Origin of the sequence: Planctomonas psychrotolerans (assembly GCF_008642235.1) — a bacterium.
GTDB classification, from domain to species: domain Bacteria; phylum Actinomycetota; class Actinomycetes; order Actinomycetales; family Microbacteriaceae; genus Planctomonas; species Planctomonas psychrotolerans.
In genome coordinates, this window is record NZ_SJEV01000001.1 from 1,144,835 (window position 1) to 1,170,686 (window position 25,852).

Here is a 25,852-nt window from a genome sequence, read left to right on the forward strand (position 1 = left end):
CCACCGCTCCCACCCCTGCGGAAACCACGACGCGGTCGAGGCGCGAGGCGGTTCCCGCACCCGGGCATACGCTGGTTGCGCACCGACCGAAGAGGGGAACCGTGACCGACCAGCCGAACGTCGCAGCCGACATCGCCGAGGCGCTCGCCACCGAGTCCCCGCAGGCGACCGCGCTGCAGACGCGCGTGCGCCGAGGGGGTGCGGCGGCCCGCGCCGCGGTGCTGGAGCTCGCCACCGCACCGGCCGGTTCGAAGCCGCAGCGCATCCGACTCCGGGCGGCCGTGCTCGCCGCCGACGCGTGCGCCGATGACTCCGTCCTGCGCGCATTGCTCACCGACGCCGGGGAGGATCCGTCCTCCCCGCTCCTGTCCGACCTCCTCACCGAGGTGGGCGTCATGGCCCGCGCCGACGGTCCCGCCGCGACCCTGCTGGCGGACGCCGCCGTCACCGCCGACCTGCTGGCCGCGGCGATCGAGGCCCGCCCGGACGACCCGCGCATCGCCGACGCCGTACTCGAGGCGCTCGGCGACTCGAGCGGCTTCCGGATGGCGCCCCGGCCGGTTCGGTCGCGGGAGAACGCCGCCAAGGTGACGCGAAACGGCATCGTGCTGCTGGAGCGCTCGACCGATGACATCGTGCGCCACCGACTCGAGCAGGTGCTGCTCGCCCGCCTCACCCCGGCCGGGAGCGCGTCGAACGACGAGGTGCTGCATGCGGTGCTCGCAAGTCCCAGTGGTCGAGGCCCGGAACTCCTCGAGGACCTCGCCCGAGCCGGGGCACCGGGAATCCAGCGGCAGGCCGCCCGCGTGCTCGGACGACCGGTCGAGGAGGCGGCGCTTCCCGCGCCGGTCGCCGGGGAGACGATCGCCATCCCACGCGGGGATGTGGGGCGTTGGACCCGGGCGGAGGACGCCGAAACCCTCGACGGCTCCGAGCAGGAACCGGAGCCCGAGTCAGCCGAGCGGGCACCCCGGCGACGCCGCTGGTGGACTCGCTACTTCCGCCCGAAACGCTAGCGGCGCCCGCGCACGGCGGGGGTCCCGGCACGCCTTTCGCACTCGCGGCACGCGTCGCTTCGGGTGCCGCGGGTGCACCGCACGTGCCGCGACCGAGCTGGTCAGGACTCGGCGTTCTCCCGCTTGCCCTCGGCGAGATAGGCGAGTCTCCGCAGCGTCTCGGTGTTGCGGTAGTGGATGCCGAGGTGCCGAAGCGGCGCCGGAACGAGCACGCCCGGCCCCTTGACGGCATCCTCGCCCAGTCGCACGACGCAGCCCGAACTGGTCGCCTTGACCTCGAACGTCACGCGGGCCTCACCCATCGGCCAGCCCCGGGCCTGCAGCACGGCGCGGTGCGGCGGGTCCCACTCGAGCACGCTCGTGCTGTCGTCGATGAGCGCCGGCCATACCCCGAAGGAGTGGTGGATCTTCGCCCCTGCGGCCGGCCAGGCGTCCTCGACCCCGCGAATGCGGGACGCGCCCACCACCCAACTCGGGTACAGCCAGCCATCGGCCAGGATGCGGAAGACGTCTTCGGGTGAGCAGTCGATGCGACGGGTATTGACGGCCATGGGCCCATCCTTCTCCTCCTCCGGGGGCCTGGCTAGCCGCACGACACGAACGCCCCGCTCGAGGCGGGGCGTTCGGCGATGCGGGTGGTGCGGCGGATCAGCCCTTGTTCAGCGCGTCCTTGACCGCCCCTGTCGTCTTCTCGATGAAGTTCGACTTCTCGGTGGTGCCGTAGAAGCGCGGGTCGGGATGCGTGGGCGGCGGCGCCGGCACGGTGGTCTCCGGGCCGTCACGGTAGCTGAACTCGCCGTTGCCGTCGGGCGTGGGTCCGGAGGCCCAGGACCCTTCCGCGGCGGCCTTCCCGTCGGAGAAGTTGATGTACTCGTAGGACACCTTCGTGTACTCCTTGCTCTGCGGGAAGTTGCTCGGCACGGGCAGCTGCTCGAGCTTCTCCTCCTGCAACTCGCGGGCGGCGGCGATCCACTGGTTCTGGTGCATCGTGTCGCGGGCGATGAGGAAGGACAGCAGATCGCGAACGCCCTTGTCATCGGTCATGTGGTAGAGCCGGGCGGCCTGCACGCGCCCCTGCATCTCCCCGTTGGCGTTCGACGTGAAGTCGGCGAGCATGTTGCCGCTGGCTGTGATGTAGCTGCCCTGCCACGGGTTGCCGTTGCTGTCGACGGCGCGTGCTCCCGCACCGGCGACGATGGCGTGCTGCACGTCCATGCCCCCCACCACGGCGGCGACGGCCGGGTCCTCCTGCAGGGTGTCACCCGTGATGCCCACGGGCGCCTTCTCGAGCAGCTGCGCGATCATGATCGCGAGCATCTCGACGTGCCCCATCTCCTCGGCGGCGATTCCGTAGAGCAGGTCGCGGTACTTGCCGGGAATGTGGCTGTTCCATGCCTGGAAGCCGTACTGCATGGCGATGGTGATCTCGCCGTACTGACCGCCGAGCACCTCCTGCAGCTTGCGCGCATAGACGGCGTCGGGCTTGTCCGGCGTGGCCTTGAACTGGAGTTCTTGCTTGTGGAAAAACACTCGATTACCTCCCGAAGCTCGCGCCCCACACGCATCCGGCCAGTCACCTTGGGGGAAGGCCCGAGCGGGGCGCAGTGCTTCGACGCTACGCCGCGGCCCCCGAATTCTGCAGGGTCTGCATCGGGGGTTGCTCGATCCCGAGAGCCGGAGTACCGTGCATGCCGAATTCGTGCCGGAGTGCGCTGGCGGCCGCGTGCCAGCCTGCGAGACCGTGCACGCCGGGTCCCGGCGGGGTGGACGACGAGCACAGGTAGACGCCCGGCATCGGCGTACGCCACGGATCTGCGGAGAACACCGGACGAGCCACCAGCTGCCGCATGCTGGGGGCACCCACCGCGATGTCACCGCCGATGTAGTTCGGGTTGTACCGTTCCATCTCGATGCCGGTCGTGCTGCTCGAGGCGAGGATGAGGTCGCGGAAGCCAGGGGCGAACCGCTCGATCTGCGCGGTGACCACCTCGGTCTGGTCGACCGTCGAATACTGCGGCACGTGGGCGTAGGCCCACAGCACGTGCTTCCCCTCGGGTGCACGGCTCGGGTCGAAGGTGGTGGGCTGCGACGCGAGCACGTACGGGCGCTCGCTGTGCCGCCCGCGGGCCACATCCTTCTCGGCCGCCACCAGTTCCGCACGGGTGCCGCCCACGTGGAGCGTGCTCGCCCGGTGCAGCTCCGGGTTGGTCCACGGCACCGGACCGGAGAGGGCGTAGTCCACCTTCGCCGCGCCGTTGCCGTAACGGAACCGCTTCAGCGCCCGTTCGTATCGCGCGGGCATCCTGCTCCCGGCGATACGGACGAGTGCGCGGGGGCTGACGTCGAACAGCACCGCACGGGCCTTCGGGAGTTCCGCGAGGGAGGTGATCTCGGTGCCGGTCACGATCTCACCGCCGTGCGCCACCACATCGGCGGCCATTGCATCCACGATCGACTGGCTGCCGCCGACGGGGATCGGCCAGCCGCGATCGTGGGCGTACGTCCCGAGCATCAGTCCCCCGGCGGCGGTGGCGAGGCTCGGCATCGGCCGGATGGCGTGCGCGGCCACGCCGGCGAGCATCGCCGGGGCGACGTCCTCCTTCCAGCGGAGGTTCCACGCCACGGTGCCCTGCTCGAGAGCCCGAATACCGAATCGCGCGAACGTGAGGGGATGCGGCGGAGCCTGCAGGAGGCTGGATCCGGTGGTGCGGGCCACCTGGTCGGCGTGCCGCGCCAGAGGACCCATCAGGGTCTTCCAAGCATGACCGTCCACCCCGAGCGACTCCACGGTGCGCTCGATGTCCCGGTAGGCGATACCGGCACGACCGCCGTCGAGCGGATGCCCGTACGACACCTCCGGCAGCACGAACGGGATCCGCTCGGCGAGGCCGAACCGGCGGAAGAAGGCCGAGGCGTAGGCCATCGGGTGCACGGCTGAGCAGATGTCATGGCGGAACCCGGGGAGCGTGAGTTCGGCCGTGCGGGACCCGCCCCCGATCACGTCCGCCTTCTCGTACACGCGTACGCTGAGCCCGGCACGGGCCATGGTGACGGCGGCGGCCAGACCGTTCGGGCCGGCTCCGACGACGATGACGTCCACGGTGTCCACGATGGTGCCTCCTCCGTCGGCGAGCGTCCGCCGCACACCCATACAACCCCTTGGCGCTCCCCTTCGCCGGGTCTAGCGTGGAAAAGCGCGTGGGAATTCGCGCACGTCAGCCACGGAGGAGAACTGCAGCATGTCTGAGCACAGCGACACCACCCCCGATCCCTCGGCCACCCCGTCCGGAACGACGGACTTCGATGCCGAGGACGCCCGGCGGGCTGCTCACGCCACCGAACCCGGGCTGGGCGTCGAGGGCGAGACCGATGACGAGCTCGACACGATGACCGGCAACGCCATCGACACCGACGGCGGCCAGGACTTCCCCGCGTCGAAGCCCGTCCCGGCCGAGGGTGAAGGGCCGCTGCCCTGAGCTGAGATTTCCTGCGCGAAACTCTCAGCCAACTCACCCTCGACATACGTAGGGTGGCTCCGCGGCTTCGGTCGCTTCCCTTCTGCCTCCAAGCACGACGGGGAAAAGAGACGGGCGCTTTCCGACGTGCAGACGGAAGGCGCCCGTCCTTCGTGCAGGCGTGTCGAAGGGATCACGGTCCCGGATCCCATCGAAGGGATCGCGGTCCCGGAGCCCGTCGAAGGGATCACAGTCCCTGAGCCCGTCGGAGGCATCACGGTCCCTGATCCTGTCGAGGGGACGACGGCAGTCAGCCGAGGAGGATGCCGGCGCTCCGCAGGAGCGAGGGCACCAGCATCGCGACCTGATCCTCGTCGAGCGTCACTCCACGCAGCCCGTCGAGCCCGGTCGTCCGCTCGATGCGGGTGCCGCGGAGGTCCACGTTGCTCGACCGCGTTCCTGCGACGGTGAGCGTGCCGACCGTGCAGTCGCGCAGCGCCACTCGCGACGCCCTGGCTCCGGAGATATCGAGCTCGTCGATCGCGCACTCGGTGAACAGGACGTCGTCGAGCGATGATCCCGCGAGGTTGAGGAAACCGATCTTGCACCCCGTGAACGCAACACCGCGCATCTCGGCGTCGTACAGCTCACCCGCGCCGATCCGAGAGGACCGCACATCGACGGTGTGCCACCGCGCACGCTCCGCCTGCAGGGTGGCCGCGGTGAGCCCGGTGATCTGCACCTCGTCGAACGATGCTCCCCGCAGCGTCGCCCCGTCGAGCCGCACCCCGGCGAACGCGCACTCGGTGACGGCGAGTTCAGAGAGGTCGCGTCCCGACAGGTCGGCCGAGTCGAACCGCATCCTCTCGGCGAACACGCCGGCGCCGAGAGCGGAGGCGTCGGACGCCCGGAGCTCGGGCAGGCGAGGCTCGTTCACGCGCGGCTTCAGAACCGGCATGTCGTCAGTGCCGCCGGTGATCCTGGATGGTGATGCGCGGACCGAAACGGGGTTTTCGGAAGCCGCTCGCCCCGATGATCCGCATCACGCGCTGGCGGTGACCCCGCCACGGTTCGAGCAGCTCGAGCATGCCGTCGTCGTCGACGGGATGCCCGGCCAGCGCCCATCCGACGACGTCGTGCAGGTGATAGTCGCCGACGCTCACCGAATCGGGATCGCCGTGCGAGCGCTGCGTGGTCTCGGCCGCGGTCCATATCCCCACGCCGGGCACGGTGCACAGTTTGCGGGTGATCTCGTCGCCACTGCGCCCGAGTGTCACGGTGCGGTCCAGTCCGGCCGCCACCGATGCCGCAGCGAGCACCGTTCGTGACCGTTTCGGGTCGACGCCCGCCCGGTGCCATTCCCACGACGGGATGAGACGCCAGCGCTCCGCCGTCGGCATCACGAGGAGACCCTCGGGCGCGGGCCCCGGAGCCGGGTCGCCGTAGAGGCGGACCAGCTGACGCCACGCCCGCAGCGCCTCGACGGTGGTGACTTTCTGCTCGAGGATGGCCGGCACCATCGCGCAGAACACGAGCCGAGTGCGGGGCAACCGCACGCCGCGCATCCTGCGGTAGGCCTCGTGCAGGAACCGATTGCCGGAGACGTCGAGATCGCTCCAATCATCACCGGCGCCGAGGAGCTCGGGAACGCCGTCGATCACCCACTCCGCGCCGTCCCCCCACGCCCGGGCCTCGATGGCGCCGTCAGCGGTGGTCCCGAGCACCAGGGTGGCGGCGCCGAGCGGGGTGCGGAACGTGCGCCACGTGCGCGCTCTCCCCGGCTGAGTCGACGCATCGTCCTGCACGGTGGGGTCGCCCCGCCCACGTCGGAGCGGGCCGAGCGTGGCGGCGAGGGAAACCGGCTCGGCCGGACGGTAGACCGTGGAGCACTCGAGAACCGGCGGAACCGGAGTGGGAGTCGCGGTCACCATACGCTCGGCGCCTCCGCCCGACTGGGCGGCAATCCCGAATCCGCTCCCCAGGTGAGCAGCCATTCGGGAACCACGAGGTCGGCCGGTGGCGAGGGCACGGCCTCCAGCAGTTCGGGAATCGTGACCACACCGCCCGTGCGTTTGAGGAACCGGCCACGGATGAACGCCCGCGAGTACACCTCGCCGTTCCGCACGACGCGCTGCTCCACGTACACAGCCCGGTCGTCGTAGCCGAGGATGCGCGATTCGACGGTGAATCGCTGCCACAGGGTGAGCGACTTGCGGAAGCTGATGGTCTCGGACACCACGACGGGATACCAGCCACGCTCGCGGAAGATCGGCCAGATGCCACCGCGGCGGAGCAGATCCAGCCGGCCGAGATCGAGGATGGAGAGGTACACGCCGTTGTTCATGTGCCGGAACACGTCGAGATCGGTGGGCAGCACCCGGAATCTCGCCCGTGCCACGTCGTACGGGCGAATGCGCGGACCCAGCGACGAGAGGATCGTGCGCAGGAGCGTCCGGAAGAAGAGGTGCACGCCCGTCATGCTAATCGGGCGAGCCGACATCCCCGGTCGGTTGGGCGGGACGACGCGTGCGGTGAGACGCGCGGCGGGTGCTGCGAGGTCGGTTCCGGCTGAGGCGCGACGGCTGCGTTGGGCCGGATGCGTTGAGCCGCTTGCGTTGGCCCGCTCGCGTTGGGCCGGATGCGTTGAGCCGCTTGCATGCGCCGGCTATGCCGTCGCTTCGGCGCGCCTCACCTCGGGGAACCGGAACAGGGCATCGGCGAACCGGTTGCGATTGCGTGCCCAAGTCAGGGCCCATCCGACGGCGAAGGCGGTCGTGACGGTGACGAAGTAGTGGATCCACGGGTCGGTCACTCCGCTCCTCACGAGCCACCACCCCGCGATCCACAGGGCCACGAAATGGGTGACGTAGAAGACGATGGAGTCCCGGCCGATCCAGCCGAGGGCCCGTCGCACGACGCCGGGGGCCGAGGAAGGCGCGAGAAGCAGGCCGAGCACGATGCCGCCCAACGGTGCGATCACGAACACCGGGTCGTACAGCAGGGGCGCACCCCACGCGCTCGCAACACCGAAGACCGCCACGGTCGCGAGACTCACCGGCAGCAGCCACCCTCGGTGGTTCTCTAGCGAAACGCGCTCTCGGTGTGCGCTGTAGAGGTGCCCCAGCACGAAGAACAGGAAGAGGAAGCAGAACCGGGACGCACGGAACACATCCGGCCCGAAGGCTCCGATCAGGGCGACAGCGAGTCCCACCCACATGGGGATATGCCACTTCACCATCAGCCACGCGATCGCGTAGTACGCGAGCAGGAACCACAGGTACCAGAGGTAGGTGGGCGGCACGAGGGGAATCCGCGCGAGAGTGTCGATCGTGAGGCGTGCGGACACCGCGAGGAAGACGAGGGACCACAGAAGGTACGGCCAGCCGATGCCGCGCAGCTTGCCGAGGAAATATCCTCGCGCCGGCTTGGCGAGCGAACGCGTCAGCAGCATCCCGGACAGGAACATCAGGAGGGGCATGCGGAACGGCTCGAAGAAGTCGAACCCGATGCTCAGCGATTGCGGGACCGTCTCGGCGAAGGTGTCGAGATTGACCTGGGCGTGGAAGGTGATGACCAGCACGATGGCCAGTCCGCGGAGCTGGTCCATTGACGCGATTCTCGTGCGATGTGCCACTGATGTTCCGATCTGTCGCCGATGAGGGACGGCCGACGCGATCGAACGAACCGGCCCGGGTACCGCGCCGATCGAAGAACCGAGCGTCGCGGTTGGTGGGAGACGCTCGTTGTCTAGCCAGCACTCTAGCTCGCTTCAAGCCTCACGTCGAGTGAGGGTTGCAAATCGGTGGACGGAAGGGCGCAACGGCGTCGTGGCGAGGATGCGGTGCTTTCGGGGGCGTGGGTGCGGGGGCGTGCGGATCGCCGTCGCTGAATGCGTCTGAGGGACGCACGCACTCACGGTCCCTGAGCCCGTCGAAGGGACGCACTCACTCACGGTCCCTGAGCCCGTCGAAGGGACGAACCCCCACGGTTCTGAGCCTGTCGAACAAACGCACCCCACGGTCCCTGAGCCTGTCGAAGGGACGCACCCACTTACGGTCCCTGAGCCCGTCGAAGGGACACACTTATCTACGGTCCCTGAGCCCGTCGGAGGGACGCCCCCCACGGTCCCTGAGCCTGTCGAAGGGACGTAAGCCACGCCGTCCCAGACCTTGTCGGAGCGACGCACCCACTGACGGTCCCTGAGCCCGTCGAAGGGACATTCCTCGTTGCGGGCAGGCGGTCGTGGCGTGGCGTAGCCGCGGCGGGCAGAGGGCGGCGCCGGGAGGCTCCGCCCGCAGATGCCCCCGAGCCCCTCCGACGCCGCCCCCCGCTGGGTCCTCAACACGGCAGGGCTTTCGGCCGCCCCACCGGCCCGACCCGCAGGGGCCCTGACCTCGTCGGAACAACTCACCCACACGCAGACCGCGGGCGCCCTGAGTATCGCGACTGCCGTCCTCTCTTACACAGGCCGCCGATGTGGACGGTTATCCACAAATCGCCGCTTGATCTGGGGTTCATCGGCGGGAATGTCGGTGGTGGGGTGGATCGTTGACGCATGGACCCCACCGTCGAGGCGCTGACCGGGATCGCGGACGCGATCACCGACACGCTGCCCTGCGACGCGGTGGCCGGGCTGGATGATGTGCGTCTGCTGGCCGTGGTCCGTGCCGTGGAGGCGGTCGGTCGGCGGGTGGACGCGTTGCGGGTCACGGTGGCGGCGGAGGTCGCGGAACGCTCCCGGAAACCTTTGGGTTCCGCGGGGCTCGCCGCTCGGTGCGGGTGCCGCACCCCCGCCGAGCTGCTGCAACGCACCACCCTCGCCTCCGCATCCACCCTGTACCGGCGGGTCACGCTGGGTGCCGCCGTCCGCCCCAGGGTGTCGCTGACCGGGGACCCGTTGCCGGCCCGGTTCGACCGGGTCGGTGCCGCATTCCGCGCCGGGACGATCGGCGTCGACACGGCGTCGGCGATCACCGGTGTGCTCGGGCCGCTGCACGACCGGGTGGCCGCCGACTCGATTGGGCGCGCGGAGGAAGAGCTGGTGGCCGCGGCGACCGGTTCCGGGCCGGACACCCCGGTCCCGGCCGGTGCGGACGAGGTGCGTGTTCAGGCGGTGGTGTGGCAGGCGTTCCTCCACCCCGACGGTGTCGAAGAGGCCGAAGAAGAAGCGATGCGGCACCGGTACTTCTCCATCGGCAGGCACCTGCACCGTGGGCTGGTTCCGATGAAGCTCCTGGTGCTGCCGGAGGCAGCGGGGCGGGTGGAGAAGTTCTTCGACGCACACCTCACCCCCACCCAAGACCATCACCCCGAAGGTGCCGCTACCGGTGACACCACCGATGCCAAGGACACCATCGCCGCCGTGCCGGGTGAGACCCGGTCGAGGGACCAACAACGCCACGACGTGTTCATCGCCCTCATCGACACCCTCGCCCGCACCCCCGGCACACCCCAGGTCGGTGGGGCTGCGCCGACCGTGCTCGTCACCGTGCACGCCGACGACCTCGCCCAAGGCCGCACCGTCGGATTCTCGGACGGGGTCGAGACCCCGCTGTCCGCGACCACGGTGGAGCAGATGATCTGCACCGGCGGCACCCAGAACGTTGTTCTTGCCGGGAACGGGCGGGTCCTCGCCCTCGGATCCCCGGAACGGTGCTTCACCCCACGACAACGACGCGCCATCACCGCCCGAGACGGCGGATGCATCATCCCCGGCTGCCCCATCCCGGCCACCTGGTGCGAGATCCACCACGTTGTCCCGGCCGCCGAAGGCGGACCGACTCACACGGACAACGGTGTGCTGCTGTGCTGGTTCCACCACCGCACCATCACCACCTCCGGCTGGCGCATCCGCATGCACCACGGTGCAACCCAAGTACAACCACCACCCTGGATTAACCCCAACCCCGAATGGCGACCCGCCAGCAGAGCCCGCACCACCCGAAACACCCGCATGAGGCATGGCTCCCCCACACGCACGCCGAGTCGAGGGCGCAGGTCTAGCCGATCACCAGGGAGGACCGTGACCTGGCAGGAGTCGATCGAATGATGCTCAGCCTTGAAAAAGCGGAGTGCACCATCGCCGCGGGAGCTTACCCAGCGCAAACCCTTCCGCCACGCCCCCTCAGGCCACCGCTACTCCGGTCGGGCCCGCTACTCCGGCCGGTCCCCCTACTCCGGCCGGTCCCCCTACTCCGGTCGGTCCCCCTACTCGCGCACGACGGCACAGGCGCCGCCGGCCAGCTCGAAGCCCCGGTCCACGGCGCGATCGCCGAGCAGGTCGTGCCCGGCAACGGTGTCGATGCGCACGGCGTCCGCACCGTGGTTCAGCAGGAAGACGAAGGAGCCGGTGTCACCGATGCGACGCACCGCCTCAACGCCACGCGGCACGACGATGGATGCGGCGACTCCGGACTCCGCAAGGAGCCGGTCGACGAGATCCGCGAGGGCGGCGCGGCCGAGCGTCGTGGAGACGTACCAGGCTGTACCGGCAGTGCTCCCACCGGCCGCGCCATCGCCGATCGCACGACGGGTGACCGCCGGATGACCTGCGAGGTCACCGTCAGCGTACGACGCGATGATTTCGGCATCGTCGGCATGCAGCCGCTCGGTCCAGCCATCGGCCTTCCAGCCGTTGTCGAGGGTCACGCTCTGCCCGGCGAGGAGGGGGAAGAACTCCTCCGACATCACGCCGAGCATGTCCTTGAACGCCCCGGGATAGCCGCCCGTGCGCACCCGGTTGGTCGGGTCGACGATGCCGGAGAGGTGGGTCACCACGACGTGTCCGCCGTCCGCCGCGAATTCGGCGAGCGCACGGGCTGTGTCGTCCGATGCGAGGAACAGGCTCGGCACGATGACGAGACGGTACCGGTCGAGGTCGACCCACGGAGGCACCACGTCGGTCAGCACGCCCGCGTCGAACAGGGCCCGGTGGAGATTGCGACCGGTGTCCCAGATCGGTTCGTCGTTGACCGGCTTAGGTCCGGACTTCCACGCCCAGAACGCTTCCTCATCGATCAGCAGTGCGACGCGCGCGGGTTCCACGAGGGTGCCCACGACGTCGCGCAGGGCGTCGAGGTTGCGACCCAGTTCGCAGACGTCGGCCCAGACCTTCGAGCGGGTGCCCGCGTGCGGCACCATCGCGGAGTGGAACTGCTCGGCACCGGCGCTGGATGCCCGCCACTGGAAGAACAGCGCGCCGTCGGAGCCGCGGGCGACATGGCTGAGGCTGTTGCGCACGAGTTCGCCCGGCACCTTCGCGCGGTTGCGCGGCTGCCAGTTCACGGCGCTCGACGAGTGCTCCATGAGCAGCCACGGCTGGCCGAGTCGCATGCCGCGCATGCGATCGGCGCTCATCGCGAGCTCCTGCTCGCGGGCGGGGTCCTCGCCGATCGTGTAGTGATCGTTGGCCAGCACGTCCATGCGCGGGGCCCACCGGGCGTAGTCGGCCACGCTCGGCCGGGTGCTCACCATGAAGTTCGTGGTGACGGGCAGGTGCGGCGTCGCGGCGCGGAGCACGGCGGCCTCGGCCTCGAAGTGCTCGAGCAGCGCCGCCGACGAGAAGCGATCGAAGTCGAGCTGCAGGCCAGGGTTCGGCACCGTCTCGCTGTCCCGGGGTGGGAGCACCTGGGCGAAGTCGACGTAGCGGTGTCCCCAGAAGGCCGTGCCCCAGGCCTGGTTGAGGGCGTCGATGGTCGAGTACTTGTCCACGAGCCAGCGGCGGAAGTGCGCGGCGGACTCGTCGCAGAAGCAAGTGCGGTTGCCGCCGCCCAGCTCGTTGCTGACGTGCCACATCTTTAGAGCCGGGTGGTCGCCGTAGCGGGCGGCCAGTACCTCGGCGATGCGCAGGGCGTGCGTGCGCCAGATCGGCGTGCTGGCGCACCAGCCCAGTCGCCCGCCCTGCCAGTACCGCTTGCCCTCCCGGGTGACCGGGAGGATCTCCGGGTGCTTCTGGTGCAGCCAGATGGGTGGCGCGGCGGTCGGGGTGGCCAGGTCGACCGAGATCCCCGCGGCGTGCAGCAGGTCGAAGACGGTGTCGAGCCACTCGAACTCGAATCGCCCCTCCTCCGGTTCGTAGTTGCCCCAGGAGAACACCCCGAGGGTGACGATGTTCACCCTCGCCTCGGTCATGAGGCGGATGTCCTCCTCCCATGTCTCGGGCGACCACTGGTCGGGGTTGTAATCCCCGCCGTAGCTCATGCCGTCGGTGGGCCAGGTGGTCGAGCGTGTCATCCCTTGAGTCCTCCGGAGATCAGGTCGAGTCGCCAGAACCGCTGCAGGAACAGCACCAGGCAGATGAGCGGGATGATCGACACCGCGGCGCCGATGATCGCGAGCGAGTACAGGGCCGGTGAACCGGATCCCTTCGCGAGCAGGGTGTAGAGGCCCACGGTGAGGGGGTAGTCGCCCTGATCGGAGAGCATCACGAACGGCAGCAGGAAGTTGTTCCAGATGCCGACGAACTGCAGCAGGAACACGGTCACCATGCCGGGCACCATGATCGGCAGCACGATCAGCCGGAAGACGCGCCACTCGGATGCCCCGTCGATGCGACCGGCCTCGAGGATGTCCGTGGGAATCGCGGATGCGGCGAACACCCGGGACAGGTAGATGCCGAACGGGCTGATGATGCTCGGCAGCAGCACCGAGATCGGACCGCCGGCGAGGCCGAGCTCCGACAGCAGCAGGTACTGCGGCACGGCCAGGGTGATACCGGGGATGAGCACCCCGCCGAGGATCGAGTAGAAGATGAGGTCGCGACCGCGGAAGTCGAACTTCGCGAGCGCGTATCCGGCCGCCGCGGAGACGAGGGTGGAGACCACGCCACCGACGCCCGCATAGAGCAGCGAGTTCGCCGCCCACGAGCCGAACTGGCCCCCACCGTAACTGAACAGGTCGCCGAGGTTCTGCCAGAGCCCGGAGCCCGGCGCGAACGAGAACGTGGTGAAGAGCTCCCCGCGCGACTTGGTGGACGCGATGAACACCCAGATCACCGGGATGAGGCAGTAGATGGCGCCGATCACGAGGATGACGGTGGGGATGGCGGCTCCCCACGACATGCGACCCGACGTCCGGCCCGACGGACGCGCTCGTCCAGCGGTCGTCGAAGCCGGAACGGCCGTTGCGGCGGTCGTGGCGGTCATGCGCGTTCTCCGAACTTCTTGCGGTTGACGATGCCGAGGATGATGAGCGACAGCGCGACGGTACCCAGGGCGAGGAGCGTGGACGACGCGGCCGCGGCGGGCAGGTTGTCGGTGAGGAACGCGTCGCGGTAGATGGTCATGAGCGGTGCCCACGTCTGACTGATGTCATTCGTCATGGGCTTCAGGGTCATCGGCTCGCCGTAGAGCTGCAGGGTGCCGATCAACGCGAAGACGGTGGTGAGCACGATCGCCGGTCCGACGAGGGGCACCTTCACCCGGAGCGCGATCTGGAACTCATTGGCGCCGTCGAGACGGGCGGCCTCGTACAACTCGGCCGGGATGCCCCGGAGGGACGTGTAGATGATGATCATGTTGAAGCCCACGCCGCCCCAGATCGCGATGTTCGCCAGCGACCCGAAGAGCGCGTTGCCCTCGAGGAACGGGATGGTGCCGAAGCCCATCTGCTCGGAGATGTAGGAGAACGGGCTGGTGCTCGGCAGGTACATGAAGCCCCACATGAGCGCGGCGACGACACCGGGCACGGCGTAGGGGATGAAGATCGCGGTTCGGGAGAAGCGCTTCGCCCGCACCGCGGGGACGTCGAGCAGCAGGGCGAAGAGAAGCGCCAGCCCGAGGGTCAGGGGAACCGCGATGATCCCGTAGACGGCCATTCTCCCGAAGCTCGCGAGAAGCTCGGGGTCGGACAGCACCGCGGTGTAGTTCTCGAGGCCCACGAACACCTCGACGCGACGGCCGAAGGTTCCGCCCGACTGCAGGCGGTACGCCCGCAGGCTGAGCCAGATGGCGTACAGCACCGGAATCAGCATGAAGACGACGTAGAGCACGACGGCGGGCGCCGCGAACAGATACGGCGCGAAGCGGCCGCGGATGCGACCGCGCTTCGGCGGCGCGCCGTTGCGTCCGGCGGTGCGCGCGACCGTCGACTTGACGGGCGCGAGATTGCTAGTGGTCACGGATGTTGCTTCTTCCTGTCCGTACGGCACGGGATGGAGGGGCGTGCACAGGGATGGGTGAGGATGCGGCCCGGCCGGCGGCCCGGCCGGTAGTCCGACTCGACGGTCGAATCGGACCGTCGATCAGACCGGCCGGGCCGCATCCTCGGGGTGGAGCTAGTCGTTCGAGACCTCGTAGCCCGACGTCTTCATGTCGTCGACGACGGCCTCCTGCGTGGCGATGAAGGCGTCGCGCCACGGGGTTCCGTCGGCGATGGCCTTGTTCAGGCGGTCCTCGAAGACCATCTTGGCGAGGTTGACGTTCGGACCCCAGGTGACCGGGATGGTCTCGGCCGAGATGGCCGCGGCCTCCTCGTAGAAGGTGGTCTGCTGCGGCATCAACGCGGGCGGCTCGCTCGACGCGGCCATCTCCTGGCCGACGATCGATGCGGGGTACACCTGGCGCGACGAGAGCAGCAGTTCGTTGCCGTCCTCGCTGGCGTTGAACCACTTGGCGAACTCGGCGGCTTCCTCCGGGTGCTCGCTCTCCTTGGTCACGATCATTCCGGAACCGCCCTGGTAGGCGACCTTGGCGTCACCGGGCGTCCACTGCGGGAGCGGCGCCATGGCCCAGTTACCTGCCGTGTCGGGGGCGACGCCGTAGAAGACGCCGGATGCCCAGATCCCGGCGGGCCAGGAGAGCATCGTGCCGTCGTTCAGCTTGGCGTTGTACTCCGGGGTGAGGAGGGGTTCGGTGGAGATGGCGCCCTCCTTCACGAGGCCCTCGAAGAAGTCGGCGACCTCGAGGGATGCCTCGTCGGCGATACCCACGGTCCACACGCCGTCCTCGAGCGACCACCATTCGGAGCCGGCCTGAGCCGCGACGCCGGCGTAGAAGCCGAGCTCGCTCGGCGGCAGCGACGTGAGGACGCTGTTCGGGTCGTTCGCCTTGACCCCCCGGGCCACCTCGCCGAACTCCTCCCACGTGGTGGGAACCGCGAGACCCATCTCCTCGAGCCGGTCCTGACGGTAGGTGAGGGCCATCGGTCCCACGTCCTGCGGGATGGCGTAGACCGCACCGTCGAAGCGGGTCTGGTCCCAGGTGCCCTCGGTGAAGGCATCCTCGGCGTCGCCCACGTACTCGGTGATGTCGAGCGGAACGTCGGCCACGATCATCGCGGGGAGCGTCGTGTACTCCACCAGCGCGACGTCGGGGGCGTTGCCCGCGCGAGCGGCCGTGAGCAGCTTCGCGGACGAGTCGTCACCACCACCGGCGTCGGTGTGCTCGACCTGGATGTCGGGGTTGGCCTCGTTCCATTCGGCGATGACGTCTTCGTAGCCCACCCCCCAGCCCCAGAACGTGAGGGTGACGGGGCCGTCGGACCCGCCTCTGGATTCGGCCGAGCAGGCGGTGAGTCCGCCGGTGAGCGCCAGGATGGCGCCGGCGGCGATCAAGCGTCGTGAACGCATGGGTATCTCCTTCGATGTGATGTGGTGCAGTGCGGTGCGGGTCGGGGAACGGGCGGGTCGGGAATGCTTGGGTCGCGAATGAATGGGTCGGGGAGGTGCGGGATCAGGAGGCGGAGCGGAGGGAGGCACGGCCGCCGCTGCTCGTCACAGGGTCGCCGCCGGCCAGGCGGACGGTGAACTCGGCACCGGCCGGTCCGGCGACCTGCACCGTGGAGTCCCCGCGCGTGATGGTGAACGTGGTCGGCTCGCCGGTGATCGGGCTGGTGACGACCACCTCGGTGTCGCCCGGGTTCCCCGGATAGACGGTGAGCGTGAGCCCGTCGAGGTACTCGTGGTCCGGCCGATCCGTGCGGGATCCGGTCGGGATCACGGCGCCCTCGCGCACCCACAGCGGCAGACTGTCGAAGCCGTGCACCTCGCGACGCCACCCCGGACCGCTCGCCGCTTCGCCGGTGAGGTAATTCGTCCATTCGCCGGCCGGGAGGTAATACTCCACGGAGCCATCCGCGCTGAAGACGGGAGCGACGAGCAGGCTGTCGCCGATCATGTACTGACGGTCGAGGTGATTGACCGTCGGGTCGTCCGGGAACTCGAGCTGCATCGGACGCATGAACGGATGACCCAGCTCGTGCGCGTCGAGTCCCACCGCGTAGAGGTAGGGCATGAGCTCGAGCTTCAGGCGGGTGAAGCGACGCGTGACGTCGACGGCCTCCTCGTCGAAGGCCCACGGCACCCGGTAGCTGGTGGATCCGTGCAGCCTCGAGTGGCTCGACAGCAGTCCGAACGCGAGCCACCGCTTGAACACCGACGGGTCGGGGGTCCCCTCGAATCCACCGATGTCGTGGCTCCAGAAGCCGAACCCGCTGAACGACAGGGAGAGACCGCCGCGGAGGCTCTCGGCCATCGACTCGAAGCTGGACGAGTTGTCGCCGCCCCAGTGCACGGGCATCTTCTGCCCGCCCACGGTGGCGGAGCGGGCGAACAGCACCGCGTCGCCCTCGCCCCGGCGCTCCTCGAGCACGTCGAAGACCGCCTGGTTGTACAGCTGGGTGTACCAGTTGTGCATGGCCTCGGGTGCGGAGCCGTCGTGCCACACCACATCGGTGGGGATGCGCTCGCCGAAGTCGGTCTTGATGGCGTCCACGCCCGTGTCGAGCAGCGTGCGGATCTTGTCCTGGAACCAGCGCACGGCCCCGGGGTTGGTGAAGTCCACGAGCGCCATGCCTGCCTGCCACATGTCCCACTGCCACACGTCGCCCGATTCCGTGAGCACGAGGTATCCGGCGTCGCGGGCTTCGGCGAACAGGGCGGAGCGTTGCGCGATGTAGGGGTTCAGCCAGATGCTGACCCGGAGGTCCTTGTCGTGCAGGCGGGCCAGCATGCCCTCGGGGTCGGGGAACACCCGGGCGTCCCACTCGAAGTCGGTCCAGTGGAACTCGCGCATCCAGAAGCAGTCGAAGTGGAACACCGACAGCGGGAGGTCGCGCTCCCGCATTCCGTCGATGAAGCTGGTGACGGTCTGCTCGTCGTAGTCGGTGGTGAACGACGTGGACAGCCACAGCCCGTACGACCACGCCGGCACCTTGGCGGGCCGGCCGGTGAGGGCGGTGTAGCGCTGGAGCACGTCCTTCTGGCTCGGGCCGAGGATCACGAAGTACTCGAGCGCCTCGCCGGGAACCGAGAACTGCACCCGCTCGACCGACTCGGAGCCGACCTCGAACGACACGTGCTCCGGGTGGTTGACCAGCACGCCGTAGCCGCGGTTGGTGAGGTAGAACGGGATGTTCTTGTACGACTGCTCGCTCGACGTCCCGCCATCGGCGTTCCAGATGTCCACGGTCTGGCCGTTCTTGACGAGCGGCCCGAAGCGCTCGCCGAGGCCGTAGACCAGCTCGCCGACGCCGAGGCTCAGCTGGGCGTTCGTGTACGTGGGATGCGCGGCGAGGCCGGAGCGAGTGACTCCGGTGGGCCCGACCGGTTCGGTCGCGACGGGCGCCCCGACGTCGAGGGTCATGTGCCCGAGCGACTTGGCTCCGCTCGTCGTGAGCACGCGTCCGTTCGCCTCGAACGCCAGGTTCCACGGGGCTCCGGCGGAGATGCGGGCGGTCAGTCCACCGGAGGTCAGGGCGGCGCCGGTCTCGTCGGACGTCGCACGGCCGACGCCCTCGGTCGCACCGTCGAGATCGAAGCCCGCGTGCGGGCGCCCGCCGGCATGGCGCTCGACGCGAACCCGGATGACGCCTTCGAGCGGTGCCGAGAGCGTGACCGTCAGCACGGGACGGTTGAGGGTGTCCCCGCGGCGTTCGATCACCTTGGTCGGCGCGTGGGCCGTGACGGTGTCACCCTCGGCGGTTCGCCCGACCTCGAGGTCGTACGCCTCCTGCGCGTAGAGCGCGGAAACGCCGGGCCGGGTCTGCCAGAAACCATCGGTGAACTTCATACGGTCGTGTTCGCTCCTGCTCGCGTTCTCCACCGAGCATCGAGGGCCACGGCGTCCTGAGAAGCGTCCTCCCCGGTGCGGCGGCGGCCAGGCGGCCGGTCGTCGAACGGATCTGTCGAAACGCTTCGATTGATTGCAGCAGCATAAGCATTCCGCGCCGGATTGTGCAAGCGCGGTGCGAAAGCGGCTATCCGACCGCTATGCGGCCGGGGGCACGACCGATCCGTGCCCGACGTATCGCGGAGGGATCAGTTCGACGCGCGGGGCGATCGGCGCGCCGACCTGCTGCACCGCGAGCGCCACTGCCGGGACGCAGGAGTCGTCGGGCACGAGCGGAATGGTGTCGAGGGGCGGCTCGAAGTGCTCGGTGGAGAAGCTGGAGCAGGCGGAGAGCACGGACAGGTCGTGCGGCATCCGCACGCCGCGTTCCCTCAGGATGCCGAGTGCGGTGGTCTGCACTCCCTCGTCGGTGTGCAGCACGAGACCCGTGACGCCCGGGTCCGTGCCGAGGAGCGAGTCGAGCGCCTGCCGCACGTTCGCCGGGTCGCGATCCGCCATGGCGAAGCCCGCGGCCATACCGCGGTCGGCGGCCGCGGCGAGGAAGGCGTCCCGGAAGCGACGCGGAAAGCCGGATCCGCGGTCGTAGAGGGCCGGGGACTGACCCAGCAAGGCGATCGACCGATGGCCCACCGCGGCAAGGCGCTCCACCGACATCGTGGCTGCCGCCTCGAAGTCCATGTCCACGCACACCAGTCCGGCCGAATCGCGCGGCACCCCGACGAAAATGGCCGGCACGTCCAGTGACCGGATGAGGTCGACGCGCTCGTCCTGATCGGAGACGTCGAGCACGATGATCCCGTCGACGAGACGGCTGAGGGCCACCCGCTGCAGTCCGTCGGCTCCCTCGTCCTGGGTCAGGAGCAGCACGTCGTAGTCGTGTTCGCGGGCGGCTCGGGCGACGGACATCACGAACGCCATGTGCGCCGGCTCGGATGTCCCGGAGTGCAGCGGCGCCGCCAGCGCGAGGATGTGGGTGCGCTCGCCCGCCAGCATGCGCGCACCGGCATGTGCGCGATACCCGAGCTTCTCCACGGCGTCATTGACGCGTATTCGCGTCGACTCACCGATGGAACGCTTGCCCGACAGGGCGTACGACACGGTCGAGATGGAGACTCCCGCGAGACGCGCCACATCGTGAATGCTCGCCACTGATCCTCCGTCATCCGACCGTTTCATAGTACAGCGGCCCGTATTCGCGCCTCGGTGCCGGGAACGCGCTACGGCACCGCCACGGCCCGCTCGACGTCCGCGGGCACGACCGCCCCGACCGGCGGCGCGGTCGACTCCCGCACGATGAGCTGGGTCGCCAGCTGGATGTGGTGCGACGGTGGCTCCTTGCCGACGGACATGCCGAGGATCGTCTCGATCGCCATCCGCCCGATGCCGATGAGCGGCGCGCGCACCGACGTCAGCTTGGGGCTCACCCATTCCGCCTGCGGGATGTCGTCGAAGCCCCCGACCGACAGGTCGCGAGGCACCTCCAGACGCTCCCGTCGGGCCGCCTCGAGCACACCGAAGGCGATTGCGTCGCTGGCGCAGATGATGGCCGTGGGCCGATCCGATCCGCGCATCAGCTCCCGCCCGGCCTCGATCCCCGCCTCGAAGCTGTACGGACCGTTGCGGCAGATCGCCGGGTCCACCGGAATTCCCGCGCGCTCGAGGGACGAGCGATACCCGTGGAAGCGCTCGATCGTGGGGGCGGAGACGGCAGGGCCACCGATCCAGGCGATCCGCGTATGCCCGAGTTCGAGCAGGTGCTCTGTCATGGACCGACCACCCGTCCAGTCGGTGGAGCTGATGCTCACCAGATCGGATTGCGACTCGTCGGCCGGGTCGATGGTGATGAGGGGCAGGTTCACCTGCGCAGCCGTGCGGATCATGTCCGCGGGGAGGGACGACGTGACGGCGATAACCCCGGTGAAGGCCTGATTCTCGTGCACCCACGACCTCGCGGCCTTGCGTGCGGGGTCCGCGAAGTCCTTGGGCGTGCGCAGCACCGACACGTCGACGCCGAGATCCGCCGCGGCCGAGACCATGCCGTCGAGGATGAGCGCCGCGTACTGCGACGTGATCCCATCGAAGATGGCGGCGACGCGCTTCCGTCCGGTCTCCGCCGGACTGCTGCTCCGCGCGCGGTAGCCGGCCTCATCGAGCACCTGCAGCACCCGCTCCCGGGTCCCCGGAGCGACATCCGCCCGTCCGTTGAGCACTTTCGACGCCGTTGCCTGCGACACCCCCGCCCGCTCGGCCACGTGCTTGAGGGTCGGGCCGGCTGACTTGCTCCGCGGCGACATGGCGTCCTTTCGAGACGTCCGAGGGTGGGGATCATCCCTGGGAAACGAAGCACCAGCTTAAATCCTCGGGGAGGGCAGCGGAGTTGAGGAGGAGTGGCCCGTCAGGCGGATATGTTCGGCGTGACCACGATCTTGAGCGCGTGCGGGTCGACGGCGGCATTCAGGGCCTCCTCCACCGCATCGAGCCCGAAGCGCCCAGTGACGAGGGAGTCGAGGTCGACCTTGCCGCTGCTCGCGAGCTGGATCGCCAGGGGCCAGGTGTTGGCGTAGCGGAACACCCCCGTCAACTCGATCTCGCGGGCCTGGATGCGCGACACCGGCAGCGCGAACTCATCCCGACCCATCCCCACGAGTACGGCGCGGCCTCCGGGCTTCAGCGCCATGATCCCGGACTTCACCGCGGGCTCCGCACCGGAGGCATCGATGAAGATGTCGACCTCCAGCGAGGGGTTCGTCGCGTCCTCGCGGGTGGGGTCGATGGTGCGGGTGGCGCCGAACCGCGCCGCCGCCTCCCGACGGGTCTCGGCGATGTCGGAGATGATCACCTCCGACGCGCCGAAGGCGAAGGCGACCTGCATCACGATGATGCCGATCGGTCCGGCGCCGGCGATGAGCACCCGGCTCCCGGGCCGGGTGCCGGCTTTCTGGTTGCTCCAAATGCCGACGGAGAGCGGCTCGCACAGCGCGGCGGCCTCCAGGCTCATCGAGTCCGGTATCGCGAATGCGTAGTCGGCCTGGATCACCGCGTATTGGGCGAAGGCGCCGTGGATCGGCGGTGTCGCGTAGAACTCCATGAACGGGCACAGGTTGTAGGCCCCGCGCTTGCACTGCTCGCATACCCGGCATGCGCGCTGCGGCTCGATCGAGACTCGCTCGCCGATCCTTCGAGCGGGGACCCCGGAGCCCACCGCGGTGATCACCCCGGACGCCTCATGACCGAGGATCATGGGCTCCTCGACCACGAAGTCGCCGATCCTGCCCTCGTGGAAGTAGTGCACATCGGACCCGCACACCCCGACCGTGGCGATCTCGACGAGCACCTCGTCGTGCTCGAGCGGGGGGATGGGAACCGAACGCACCTCCACTGCACCGGGGGTGATGAGCAGGCTCGCGTTCATGGCGCCATTGTCCACGGGTGTCTCCGATCGAGTAGGGTGATCCCGGTTCGAAACTATACGAGATTCGTCGAAACTGCGGCCCCTGTCGCATCGAACCGCGGGCAACCCGGCCGACGCAATGACGCTGAATCGAGGACTCCTATGGCGACCCCAGGAACCGCGCGACCCCTGTCCATCCGAGGGAGCGACCTCGTCGACTCCGCGGGGGACGTCGTGACGCTCCGGGGGGTGAACATCGGCGGGTGGCTCCTGATGGAGAATTTCATCACCGGCTACGCGGCGAACGAGTCGTTCATGCGCCGGACGGTGCGGGAGGCGATCGGCGATGACCGCGCCGAGCGCTTCTTCGAGCGCCTGCTGAGCAGCTTCTTCGCCGAGGCCGACGCGGAATTCCTCGGCCGCGAGGGATTCACCTCGGTGCGCCTCAACGTCAATTACCGGCACCTCGAGAGCGACGCCCGTCCCTTCGAGATCATCGAGGACGGCTTCCGTCACATCGACCGCGCGATCGACCTCTGCGCAGCGAACGGCGTCTATTCGATGATCGACCTGCACGCCCATCCGGGCCACCAGAATCAGGATTGGCACTCCGACAACCGCAGCCATGTCGACGCCTTCTGGGACCACCCGCACTTCCAGGACAGGACCGTGCACATCTGGGAGGCCATCGCCGACCGGTACCGGGACAACCCGTGGGTGAGCGGGTACAACCTGATGAATGAGCCGGCGGATCCGACGGGCACGCGAGTCTCCGCCTTCTACGACCGCATCGTGAGCGCCGTGAAGGCCGTTGACCCGAACCACATCATCTTCCTCGACGGCAACACCTACTCCGTCGACTGGTCGATCTTCGGTGAGCCGCAGGACGGCGTGGTGTACGCCCTGCACGATTACGTGCCCTCGGGATTCGGTCGCGGCGGGCCGTACCCGGGCGTGACCGACGGGCAGTACATCGACCGCGAGGCCGTGGAGGAGAAGTTCCTCGCCCGCAGCGAGTACGCACGTCGCACGGGGACTCCGATCTACGTCGGCGAGTTCGCTCCGATCTACTTCAACGACGAGGCGAAGGACGTGCAGCGTCGTCAGATCCTCACCGACCAGCTCGAGATCTACTCGCGCTACGGCGTCAGCTGGAACACGTGGATGTACAAGGACCTAGGACGACAGGGTCTCGTGGGGGTGCGGCCCCACACCCCGTACCGCCAGCGGTTCGACCCGTTCGTCGCCAAGAAGTTCCGGCTCTCGGCCGATGGCTGGGGCAGCGATGAGATCGGTCCCCGGGAGGTCAGCCAGCCGCTGCGCGACCTCTTCGCACGGGAGTTCCCGACCTTCGATCCGTACCCGTTCGGAACGTCCCACTTCCTCGGGCGACTGCTGCTCAACATCACCCTCGCCGAGCCGCTGGCCTACGAGTACGCCGACCTGTTCCGCGGACTCGACGACTCCGAACTCGACGCGCTGGCCGACTCCTTCTCGTTCGAGAACTGCGAGGTGCGGGGAACGCTGCTCGAGCAACTGAAGGACGGTCTGAAGTAGACGCCCGGGGCCGCCGCTGACTCGATCGGGACGGCGGCCGCGCCGACGTACCGGCTGTCAACCGGAGACGAGCTGCTCCAGGAGTGACTCGCGCACCGAGCAGTTCTCGAAGGCGAATGACGACGCGAGCGCCGCCAGTTCTTCTCTCCCGAGCCCGCGGAACAACGCGGCGTACTCGGCGGCGAGCGGCTGGGAGATGGTGATGTTCAGGAGCATCAGGCGCACCCAGTCGGCGGCTCCCCACGGGTAGGGGTCGAAGTCCGGAAACTCGCGGGCGATGAGGTCCTGCAGCGGTTGCGAGACCTCCTTCACCCCCACCCCGTCGCCGCCCCAGCGATCGGCCGCGAGGCGGTTCTTCTTCGCCACGAAGTCCCCGAAGTGCTGCAGGTACGCCGAGTCGGGTCGCACCGAGACGAGGCCCTGCCTCCCGAGGTCCTTGTACATCCACGACGTCCAGCTCACGTCGTGGTCGCGGTAGATCTCGAGCTGGTCGGCGAGGATCTGTCGCCGCTCTGCGTCGGTCTCGAGGTCACCGGTGTAGATGGGCGCGAACTCGCCGACCATCAACGGCGTGCCGGTTCGTCGCGCGTACTCGGAGCGCCTGAGAAACTTGTCGAGCACGGTCTGCCTGTCGATCCACACCCCGTTGGTGATCCCGGGGTAGGGGCCGCCGCGGCCGAGTCCCGCAGGAACGTAGTCGTGGAGCGAGTAAACCGTGTTGGGCCAGGGCTCGGCGTCGAAGATGTCGAACTCGGTGGAATAGGTATTGCCGTCGAGGAAGATCGTGTGGTCGGGGTCGATCGCCCGCACGGCGTCGAAGAGCCGCTTGTAGTACGGCCCGACGACCCGGCGGGATTCGTCCGCCGGCTCGTTCATGAGGTTGTAGCCGGCCACCCAGGGATTGCCGCGGTACCGCTCGGCGATCGCCTCCCACATCGCGACGACCCGGTCCTGGTACTGGGTGTTGTCCCAGAAGGCGGCGTGACCGTCGGCGTTGTCGGAGTGCCAGTGCTGATTCTGCGACCCAGGGAGCGCGTGCAGGTCGATGAGCGAATACACGCCGTGCCTGCCGCAGGCCTCCACCGCGCGGTCGAGGTGCCGGAAACCGTCTTCCAGGATCTCGAACGGCCTGTCGTCCCGCTCGATGTGACGGTGATTCACCGGGATCCGCACGAGAGTGAATCCGTTGTCGCCGAGGAACTTCGCGTCGTCCTCGCCGAAGAACTCGGTGAGGAGCCGGTCGAAGAAGAACTCGTACAGCTCGTCCCCCAGCACTGCGCGAACCTCGGCCCGCATCCGGGACTCGGTGCCCGCATACCCGGTGATGAAGTTCTCCATGTTGAGCCATCCGCCGAGGCACACACCACGCAACCGGATGACGTTCCCCGCCCCGTCGACGAAAGTCGATCCCTCGGTTGCGATTCCAGCGAAGGGGCGTTCGGCCATGAGAACTCCTGTGTTCGGGGGGCGAGCACCCTGGCAGGCCACGAGTCCCGCCTCTCACAGGCTAAGAGCCTCGAAAGTTGCCGTCAACTTCCGAAACGAATCCGCCATCGGCTCTCGCTTGCGTCCGACGTCGGCGGGGTGAAGGGTGCAGCCGATCGCCAATATGTTTAGTACACTAAAGATTGTGGAGCATAAGTGGAATCCGTACGTCGGGCGTCCCGGATTCTGGAACAAGGTCAATCGCACGCTGTTCCCGTTCATCGGGCCCGCCCAGATCGGCGTCGGATACGGACGAACCGAGGAGCCGTACGTGCCCCCGGTCGACCCGGTGTGCCCCATCTGCACCCGACCGATGGCGGATCACGCGATCGAGCGGGGCAACGCCACCACTCGCACCTATCTCACCTGCCCGAAATGATTCGGGCAGGTGAGGCTCCCGCGGGAGCGGCGCGGGGAGGGGGCGTAGCGGCTGAGACGGAGGACCTGCTGAAACTCGATCGCCAGGTGTGCTTCGCGCTGGCCGTCGCCTCCCGCAACGTGATCGCGGTGTATCGCCCCATCCTCGCCCCCCTCGGTCTCACGCACCCGCAATACCTGGTGATGCTCGCGCTCTGGGAAGAGAGCCCCCGCACCCTCACCGGCATCGGCTCCGCGCTGATGCTCGAGCCGGCGACCCTGACGCCGCTGCTGAAGCGTCTGGAAGCGGCCGGGCTGCTCACCCGCGGCCGCAGCACGACCGACGAACGTGCCCTCGCCGTCGACCTCACCGACGCCGGCTGGGCCCTCCGCGCCGAGTGCGAGAAGGTCCCTGCTCAGGTGATTGCGAAACTGGGCATCGACGTACGGGAACTCGAGGCGACGCGGGACGCCCTGCACCGCCTCATCGAAGTGACGCGCCCCCGCGACTGACGGGGCGGGCGT

22 protein-coding genes are annotated in these 25,852 nt (G+C 68.8%); 6 read left to right on the forward strand and 16 right to left on the reverse strand.

The window, feature by feature from the left end:
• The first annotated feature begins 101 nt into the window (after positions 1–101).
• Positions 102–1,016, forward strand: a complete 915-nt coding sequence (locus EY822_RS05070) for a hypothetical protein (protein ID WP_150307275.1) — start codon at positions 102–104, stop codon at positions 1,014–1,016.
• A 101-nt stretch (positions 1,017–1,117) separates the two neighbouring features.
• Here EY822_RS05070 and EY822_RS05075 read toward each other — a convergent pair whose 3' ends face one another.
• The 3 genes from EY822_RS05075 to EY822_RS05085 form a co-directional block, all read right to left on the reverse strand.
• On the reverse strand, positions 1,118–1,567 hold the full coding sequence (locus tag EY822_RS05075) for an SRPBCC family protein (protein WP_150307276.1): 450 nt from the start codon (positions 1,565–1,567) through the stop codon (positions 1,118–1,120).
• A 97-nt stretch (positions 1,568–1,664) separates the two neighbouring features.
• Positions 1,665–2,546, reverse strand: a complete 882-nt coding sequence (locus EY822_RS05080) for a manganese catalase family protein (protein WP_150307277.1) — start codon at positions 2,544–2,546, stop codon at positions 1,665–1,667.
• Positions 2,547–2,631: 85 nt separating this feature from the next.
• Positions 2,632–4,167 carry a phytoene desaturase family protein gene (locus tag EY822_RS05085; protein WP_150307278.1) on the reverse strand — a complete coding sequence of 512 codons (1,536 nt, stop codon included), beginning with the start codon at positions 4,165–4,167 and terminating at the stop codon, positions 2,632–2,634.
• Between the two features lie 88 nt (positions 4,168–4,255).
• On the opposite strand from EY822_RS05085, the gene EY822_RS05090 reads away from it, so the two are divergent.
• Positions 4,256–4,492, forward strand: a complete 237-nt coding sequence (locus tag EY822_RS05090) for a hypothetical protein (protein WP_150307279.1) — start codon at positions 4,256–4,258, stop codon at positions 4,490–4,492.
• Between the two features lie 289 nt (positions 4,493–4,781).
• Here EY822_RS05090 and EY822_RS05095 read toward each other — a convergent pair whose 3' ends face one another.
• The 4 genes from EY822_RS05095 to EY822_RS05110 form a co-directional block, all read right to left on the reverse strand.
• Positions 4,782–5,429, reverse strand: coding sequence for a pentapeptide repeat-containing protein (locus EY822_RS05095; RefSeq protein ID WP_150307280.1), 648 nt, complete (start codon positions 5,427–5,429; stop codon positions 4,782–4,784).
• 4 nt (positions 5,430–5,433) lie between these two features.
• Positions 5,434–6,402 (reverse strand): DNA-3-methyladenine glycosylase family protein, encoded by a 969-nt coding sequence (locus EY822_RS05100; RefSeq protein WP_406609985.1) that lies wholly within the window; start codon positions 6,400–6,402, stop codon positions 5,434–5,436.
• Entirely contained in the window at positions 6,396–6,950 is a 555-nt protein-coding gene (locus EY822_RS05105; RefSeq protein ID WP_150307281.1) for an acyl-CoA thioesterase, read from the reverse strand. Before EY822_RS05105 ends, EY822_RS05100 begins: the two co-directional genes overlap by 7 nt.
• Before the next feature lie 186 nt (positions 6,951–7,136).
• A complete protein-coding gene (locus tag EY822_RS05110) occupies positions 7,137–8,078 on the reverse strand; it encodes an acyltransferase family protein (protein WP_150307282.1) in 942 nt (313 codons plus the stop codon).
• Between the two features lie 948 nt (positions 8,079–9,026).
• On the opposite strand from EY822_RS05110, the gene EY822_RS05115 reads away from it, so the two are divergent.
• A complete protein-coding gene (locus tag EY822_RS05115; protein ID WP_150307283.1) occupies positions 9,027–10,520 on the forward strand; it encodes an HNH endonuclease signature motif containing protein in 1,494 nt (497 codons plus the stop codon).
• Between the two features lie 158 nt (positions 10,521–10,678).
• Here EY822_RS05115 and EY822_RS05120 read toward each other — a convergent pair whose 3' ends face one another.
• The 8 genes from EY822_RS05120 to EY822_RS05155 all read right to left on the reverse strand — a co-directional run bounded on the left by EY822_RS05120 (position 10,679) and on the right by EY822_RS05155 (position 21,949).
• A complete protein-coding gene (locus EY822_RS05120) occupies positions 10,679–12,703 on the reverse strand; it encodes a beta-galactosidase (RefSeq protein WP_150307284.1) in 2,025 nt (674 codons plus the stop codon).
• Positions 12,700–13,614 (reverse strand): carbohydrate ABC transporter permease, encoded by a 915-nt coding sequence (locus EY822_RS05125; protein WP_150307285.1) that lies wholly within the window; start codon positions 13,612–13,614, stop codon positions 12,700–12,702. Before EY822_RS05125 ends, EY822_RS05120 begins: the two co-directional genes overlap by 4 nt.
• Positions 13,611–14,588, reverse strand: a complete 978-nt coding sequence (locus EY822_RS05130) for a carbohydrate ABC transporter permease (RefSeq protein ID WP_227497041.1) — start codon at positions 14,586–14,588, stop codon at positions 13,611–13,613. The genes EY822_RS05125 and EY822_RS05130 overlap by 4 nt, the downstream gene beginning before the upstream one ends.
• Positions 14,589–14,744: 156 nt before the next feature.
• Positions 14,745–16,037 (reverse strand): ABC transporter substrate-binding protein, encoded by a 1,293-nt coding sequence (locus EY822_RS05135; protein WP_150307286.1) that lies wholly within the window; start codon positions 16,035–16,037, stop codon positions 14,745–14,747.
• 103 nt (positions 16,038–16,140) lie between these two features.
• A complete protein-coding gene (gene yicI, locus EY822_RS05140) occupies positions 16,141–18,477 on the reverse strand; it encodes an alpha-xylosidase (protein WP_150307287.1) in 2,337 nt (778 codons plus the stop codon).
• 198 nt (positions 18,478–18,675) lie between these two features.
• Positions 18,676–19,686 carry a LacI family DNA-binding transcriptional regulator gene (locus EY822_RS05145; protein WP_150307288.1) on the reverse strand — a complete coding sequence of 337 codons (1,011 nt, stop codon included), beginning with the start codon at positions 19,684–19,686 and terminating at the stop codon, positions 18,676–18,678.
• A 68-nt stretch (positions 19,687–19,754) separates the two neighbouring features.
• Entirely contained in the window at positions 19,755–20,831 is a 1,077-nt protein-coding gene (locus tag EY822_RS05150) for a LacI family DNA-binding transcriptional regulator (RefSeq protein ID WP_150307289.1), read from the reverse strand.
• Positions 20,832–20,932: 101 nt separating this feature from the next.
• Positions 20,933–21,949: an NAD(P)-dependent alcohol dehydrogenase gene (locus tag EY822_RS05155; RefSeq protein WP_150307290.1), complete on the reverse strand. Its 1,017-nt coding sequence runs from the start codon at positions 21,947–21,949 to the stop codon at positions 20,933–20,935.
• 141 nt (positions 21,950–22,090) lie between these two features.
• Here EY822_RS05155 and EY822_RS05160 point away from each other — a divergent pair, with 141 nt between their 5' ends.
• Positions 22,091–23,485: a glycoside hydrolase family 5 protein gene (locus EY822_RS05160; RefSeq protein WP_150307291.1), complete on the forward strand. Its 1,395-nt coding sequence runs from the start codon at positions 22,091–22,093 to the stop codon at positions 23,483–23,485.
• A gap of 57 nt (positions 23,486–23,542) precedes the next feature.
• Here EY822_RS05160 and EY822_RS05165 read toward each other — a convergent pair whose 3' ends face one another.
• Positions 23,543–24,931 (reverse strand): glycoside hydrolase family 5 protein, encoded by a 1,389-nt coding sequence (locus EY822_RS05165; protein ID WP_150307292.1) that lies wholly within the window; start codon positions 24,929–24,931, stop codon positions 23,543–23,545.
• A gap of 184 nt (positions 24,932–25,115) precedes the next feature.
• On the opposite strand from EY822_RS05165, the gene EY822_RS05170 reads away from it, so the two are divergent.
• Entirely contained in the window at positions 25,116–25,349 is a 234-nt protein-coding gene (locus tag EY822_RS05170) for a hypothetical protein (RefSeq protein ID WP_227497042.1), read from the forward strand.
• Positions 25,346–25,840, forward strand: coding sequence for a MarR family winged helix-turn-helix transcriptional regulator (locus EY822_RS05175; RefSeq protein WP_150307294.1), 495 nt, complete (start codon positions 25,346–25,348; stop codon positions 25,838–25,840). Before EY822_RS05170 ends, EY822_RS05175 begins: the two co-directional genes overlap by 4 nt.
• Positions 25,841–25,852 lie beyond the last annotated feature (12 nt).

Bases quoted from the DNA above. Each gene is read 5' to 3' on its own strand.
- EY822_RS05155 (WP_150307290.1), bottom strand. From the start codon at position 21,949: ATGAACGCGAGCCTGCTCATCACCCCCGGTGCAGTGGAGGTGCGTTCG.
- EY822_RS05160 (WP_150307291.1), top strand. From the start codon at position 22,091: ATGGCGACCCCAGGAACCGCGCGACCCCTGTCCATCCGAGGGAGCGAC.
- EY822_RS05165 (WP_150307292.1), bottom strand. From the start codon at position 24,931: ATGGCCGAACGCCCCTTCGCTGGAATCGCAACCGAGGGATCGACTTTC.
- EY822_RS05075 (WP_150307276.1), bottom strand. From the start codon at position 1,567: ATGGCCGTCAATACCCGTCGCATCGACTGCTCACCCGAAGACGTCTTC.
- EY822_RS05120 (WP_150307284.1), bottom strand. From the start codon at position 12,703: ATGACACGCTCGACCACCTGGCCCACCGACGGCATGAGCTACGGCGGG.
- yicI (WP_150307287.1), bottom strand. From the start codon at position 18,477: ATGAAGTTCACCGATGGTTTCTGGCAGACCCGGCCCGGCGTTTCCGCG.
- EY822_RS05085 (WP_150307278.1), bottom strand. From the start codon at position 4,167: ATGGGTGTGCGGCGGACGCTCGCCGACGGAGGAGGCACCATCGTGGAC.
- EY822_RS05110 (WP_150307282.1), bottom strand. From the start codon at position 8,078: ATGGACCAGCTCCGCGGACTGGCCATCGTGCTGGTCATCACCTTCCAC.
- EY822_RS05135 (WP_150307286.1), bottom strand. From the start codon at position 16,037: ATGCGTTCACGACGCTTGATCGCCGCCGGCGCCATCCTGGCGCTCACC.
- EY822_RS05105 (WP_150307281.1), bottom strand. From the start codon at position 6,950: ATGACGGGCGTGCACCTCTTCTTCCGGACGCTCCTGCGCACGATCCTC.
- EY822_RS05100 (WP_406609985.1), bottom strand. From the start codon at position 6,402: ATGGTGACCGCGACTCCCACTCCGGTTCCGCCGGTTCTCGAGTGCTCC.
- EY822_RS05175 (WP_150307294.1), top strand. From the start codon at position 25,346: ATGATTCGGGCAGGTGAGGCTCCCGCGGGAGCGGCGCGGGGAGGGGGC.
- EY822_RS05090 (WP_150307279.1), top strand. From the start codon at position 4,256: ATGTCTGAGCACAGCGACACCACCCCCGATCCCTCGGCCACCCCGTCC.
- EY822_RS05125 (WP_150307285.1), bottom strand. From the start codon at position 13,614: ATGACCGCCACGACCGCCGCAACGGCCGTTCCGGCTTCGACGACCGCT.
- EY822_RS05095 (WP_150307280.1), bottom strand. From the start codon at position 5,429: ATGCCGGTTCTGAAGCCGCGCGTGAACGAGCCTCGCCTGCCCGAGCTC.
- EY822_RS05115 (WP_150307283.1), top strand. From the start codon at position 9,027: ATGGACCCCACCGTCGAGGCGCTGACCGGGATCGCGGACGCGATCACC.
- EY822_RS05150 (WP_150307289.1), bottom strand. From the start codon at position 20,831: ATGTCGCCGCGGAGCAAGTCAGCCGGCCCGACCCTCAAGCACGTGGCC.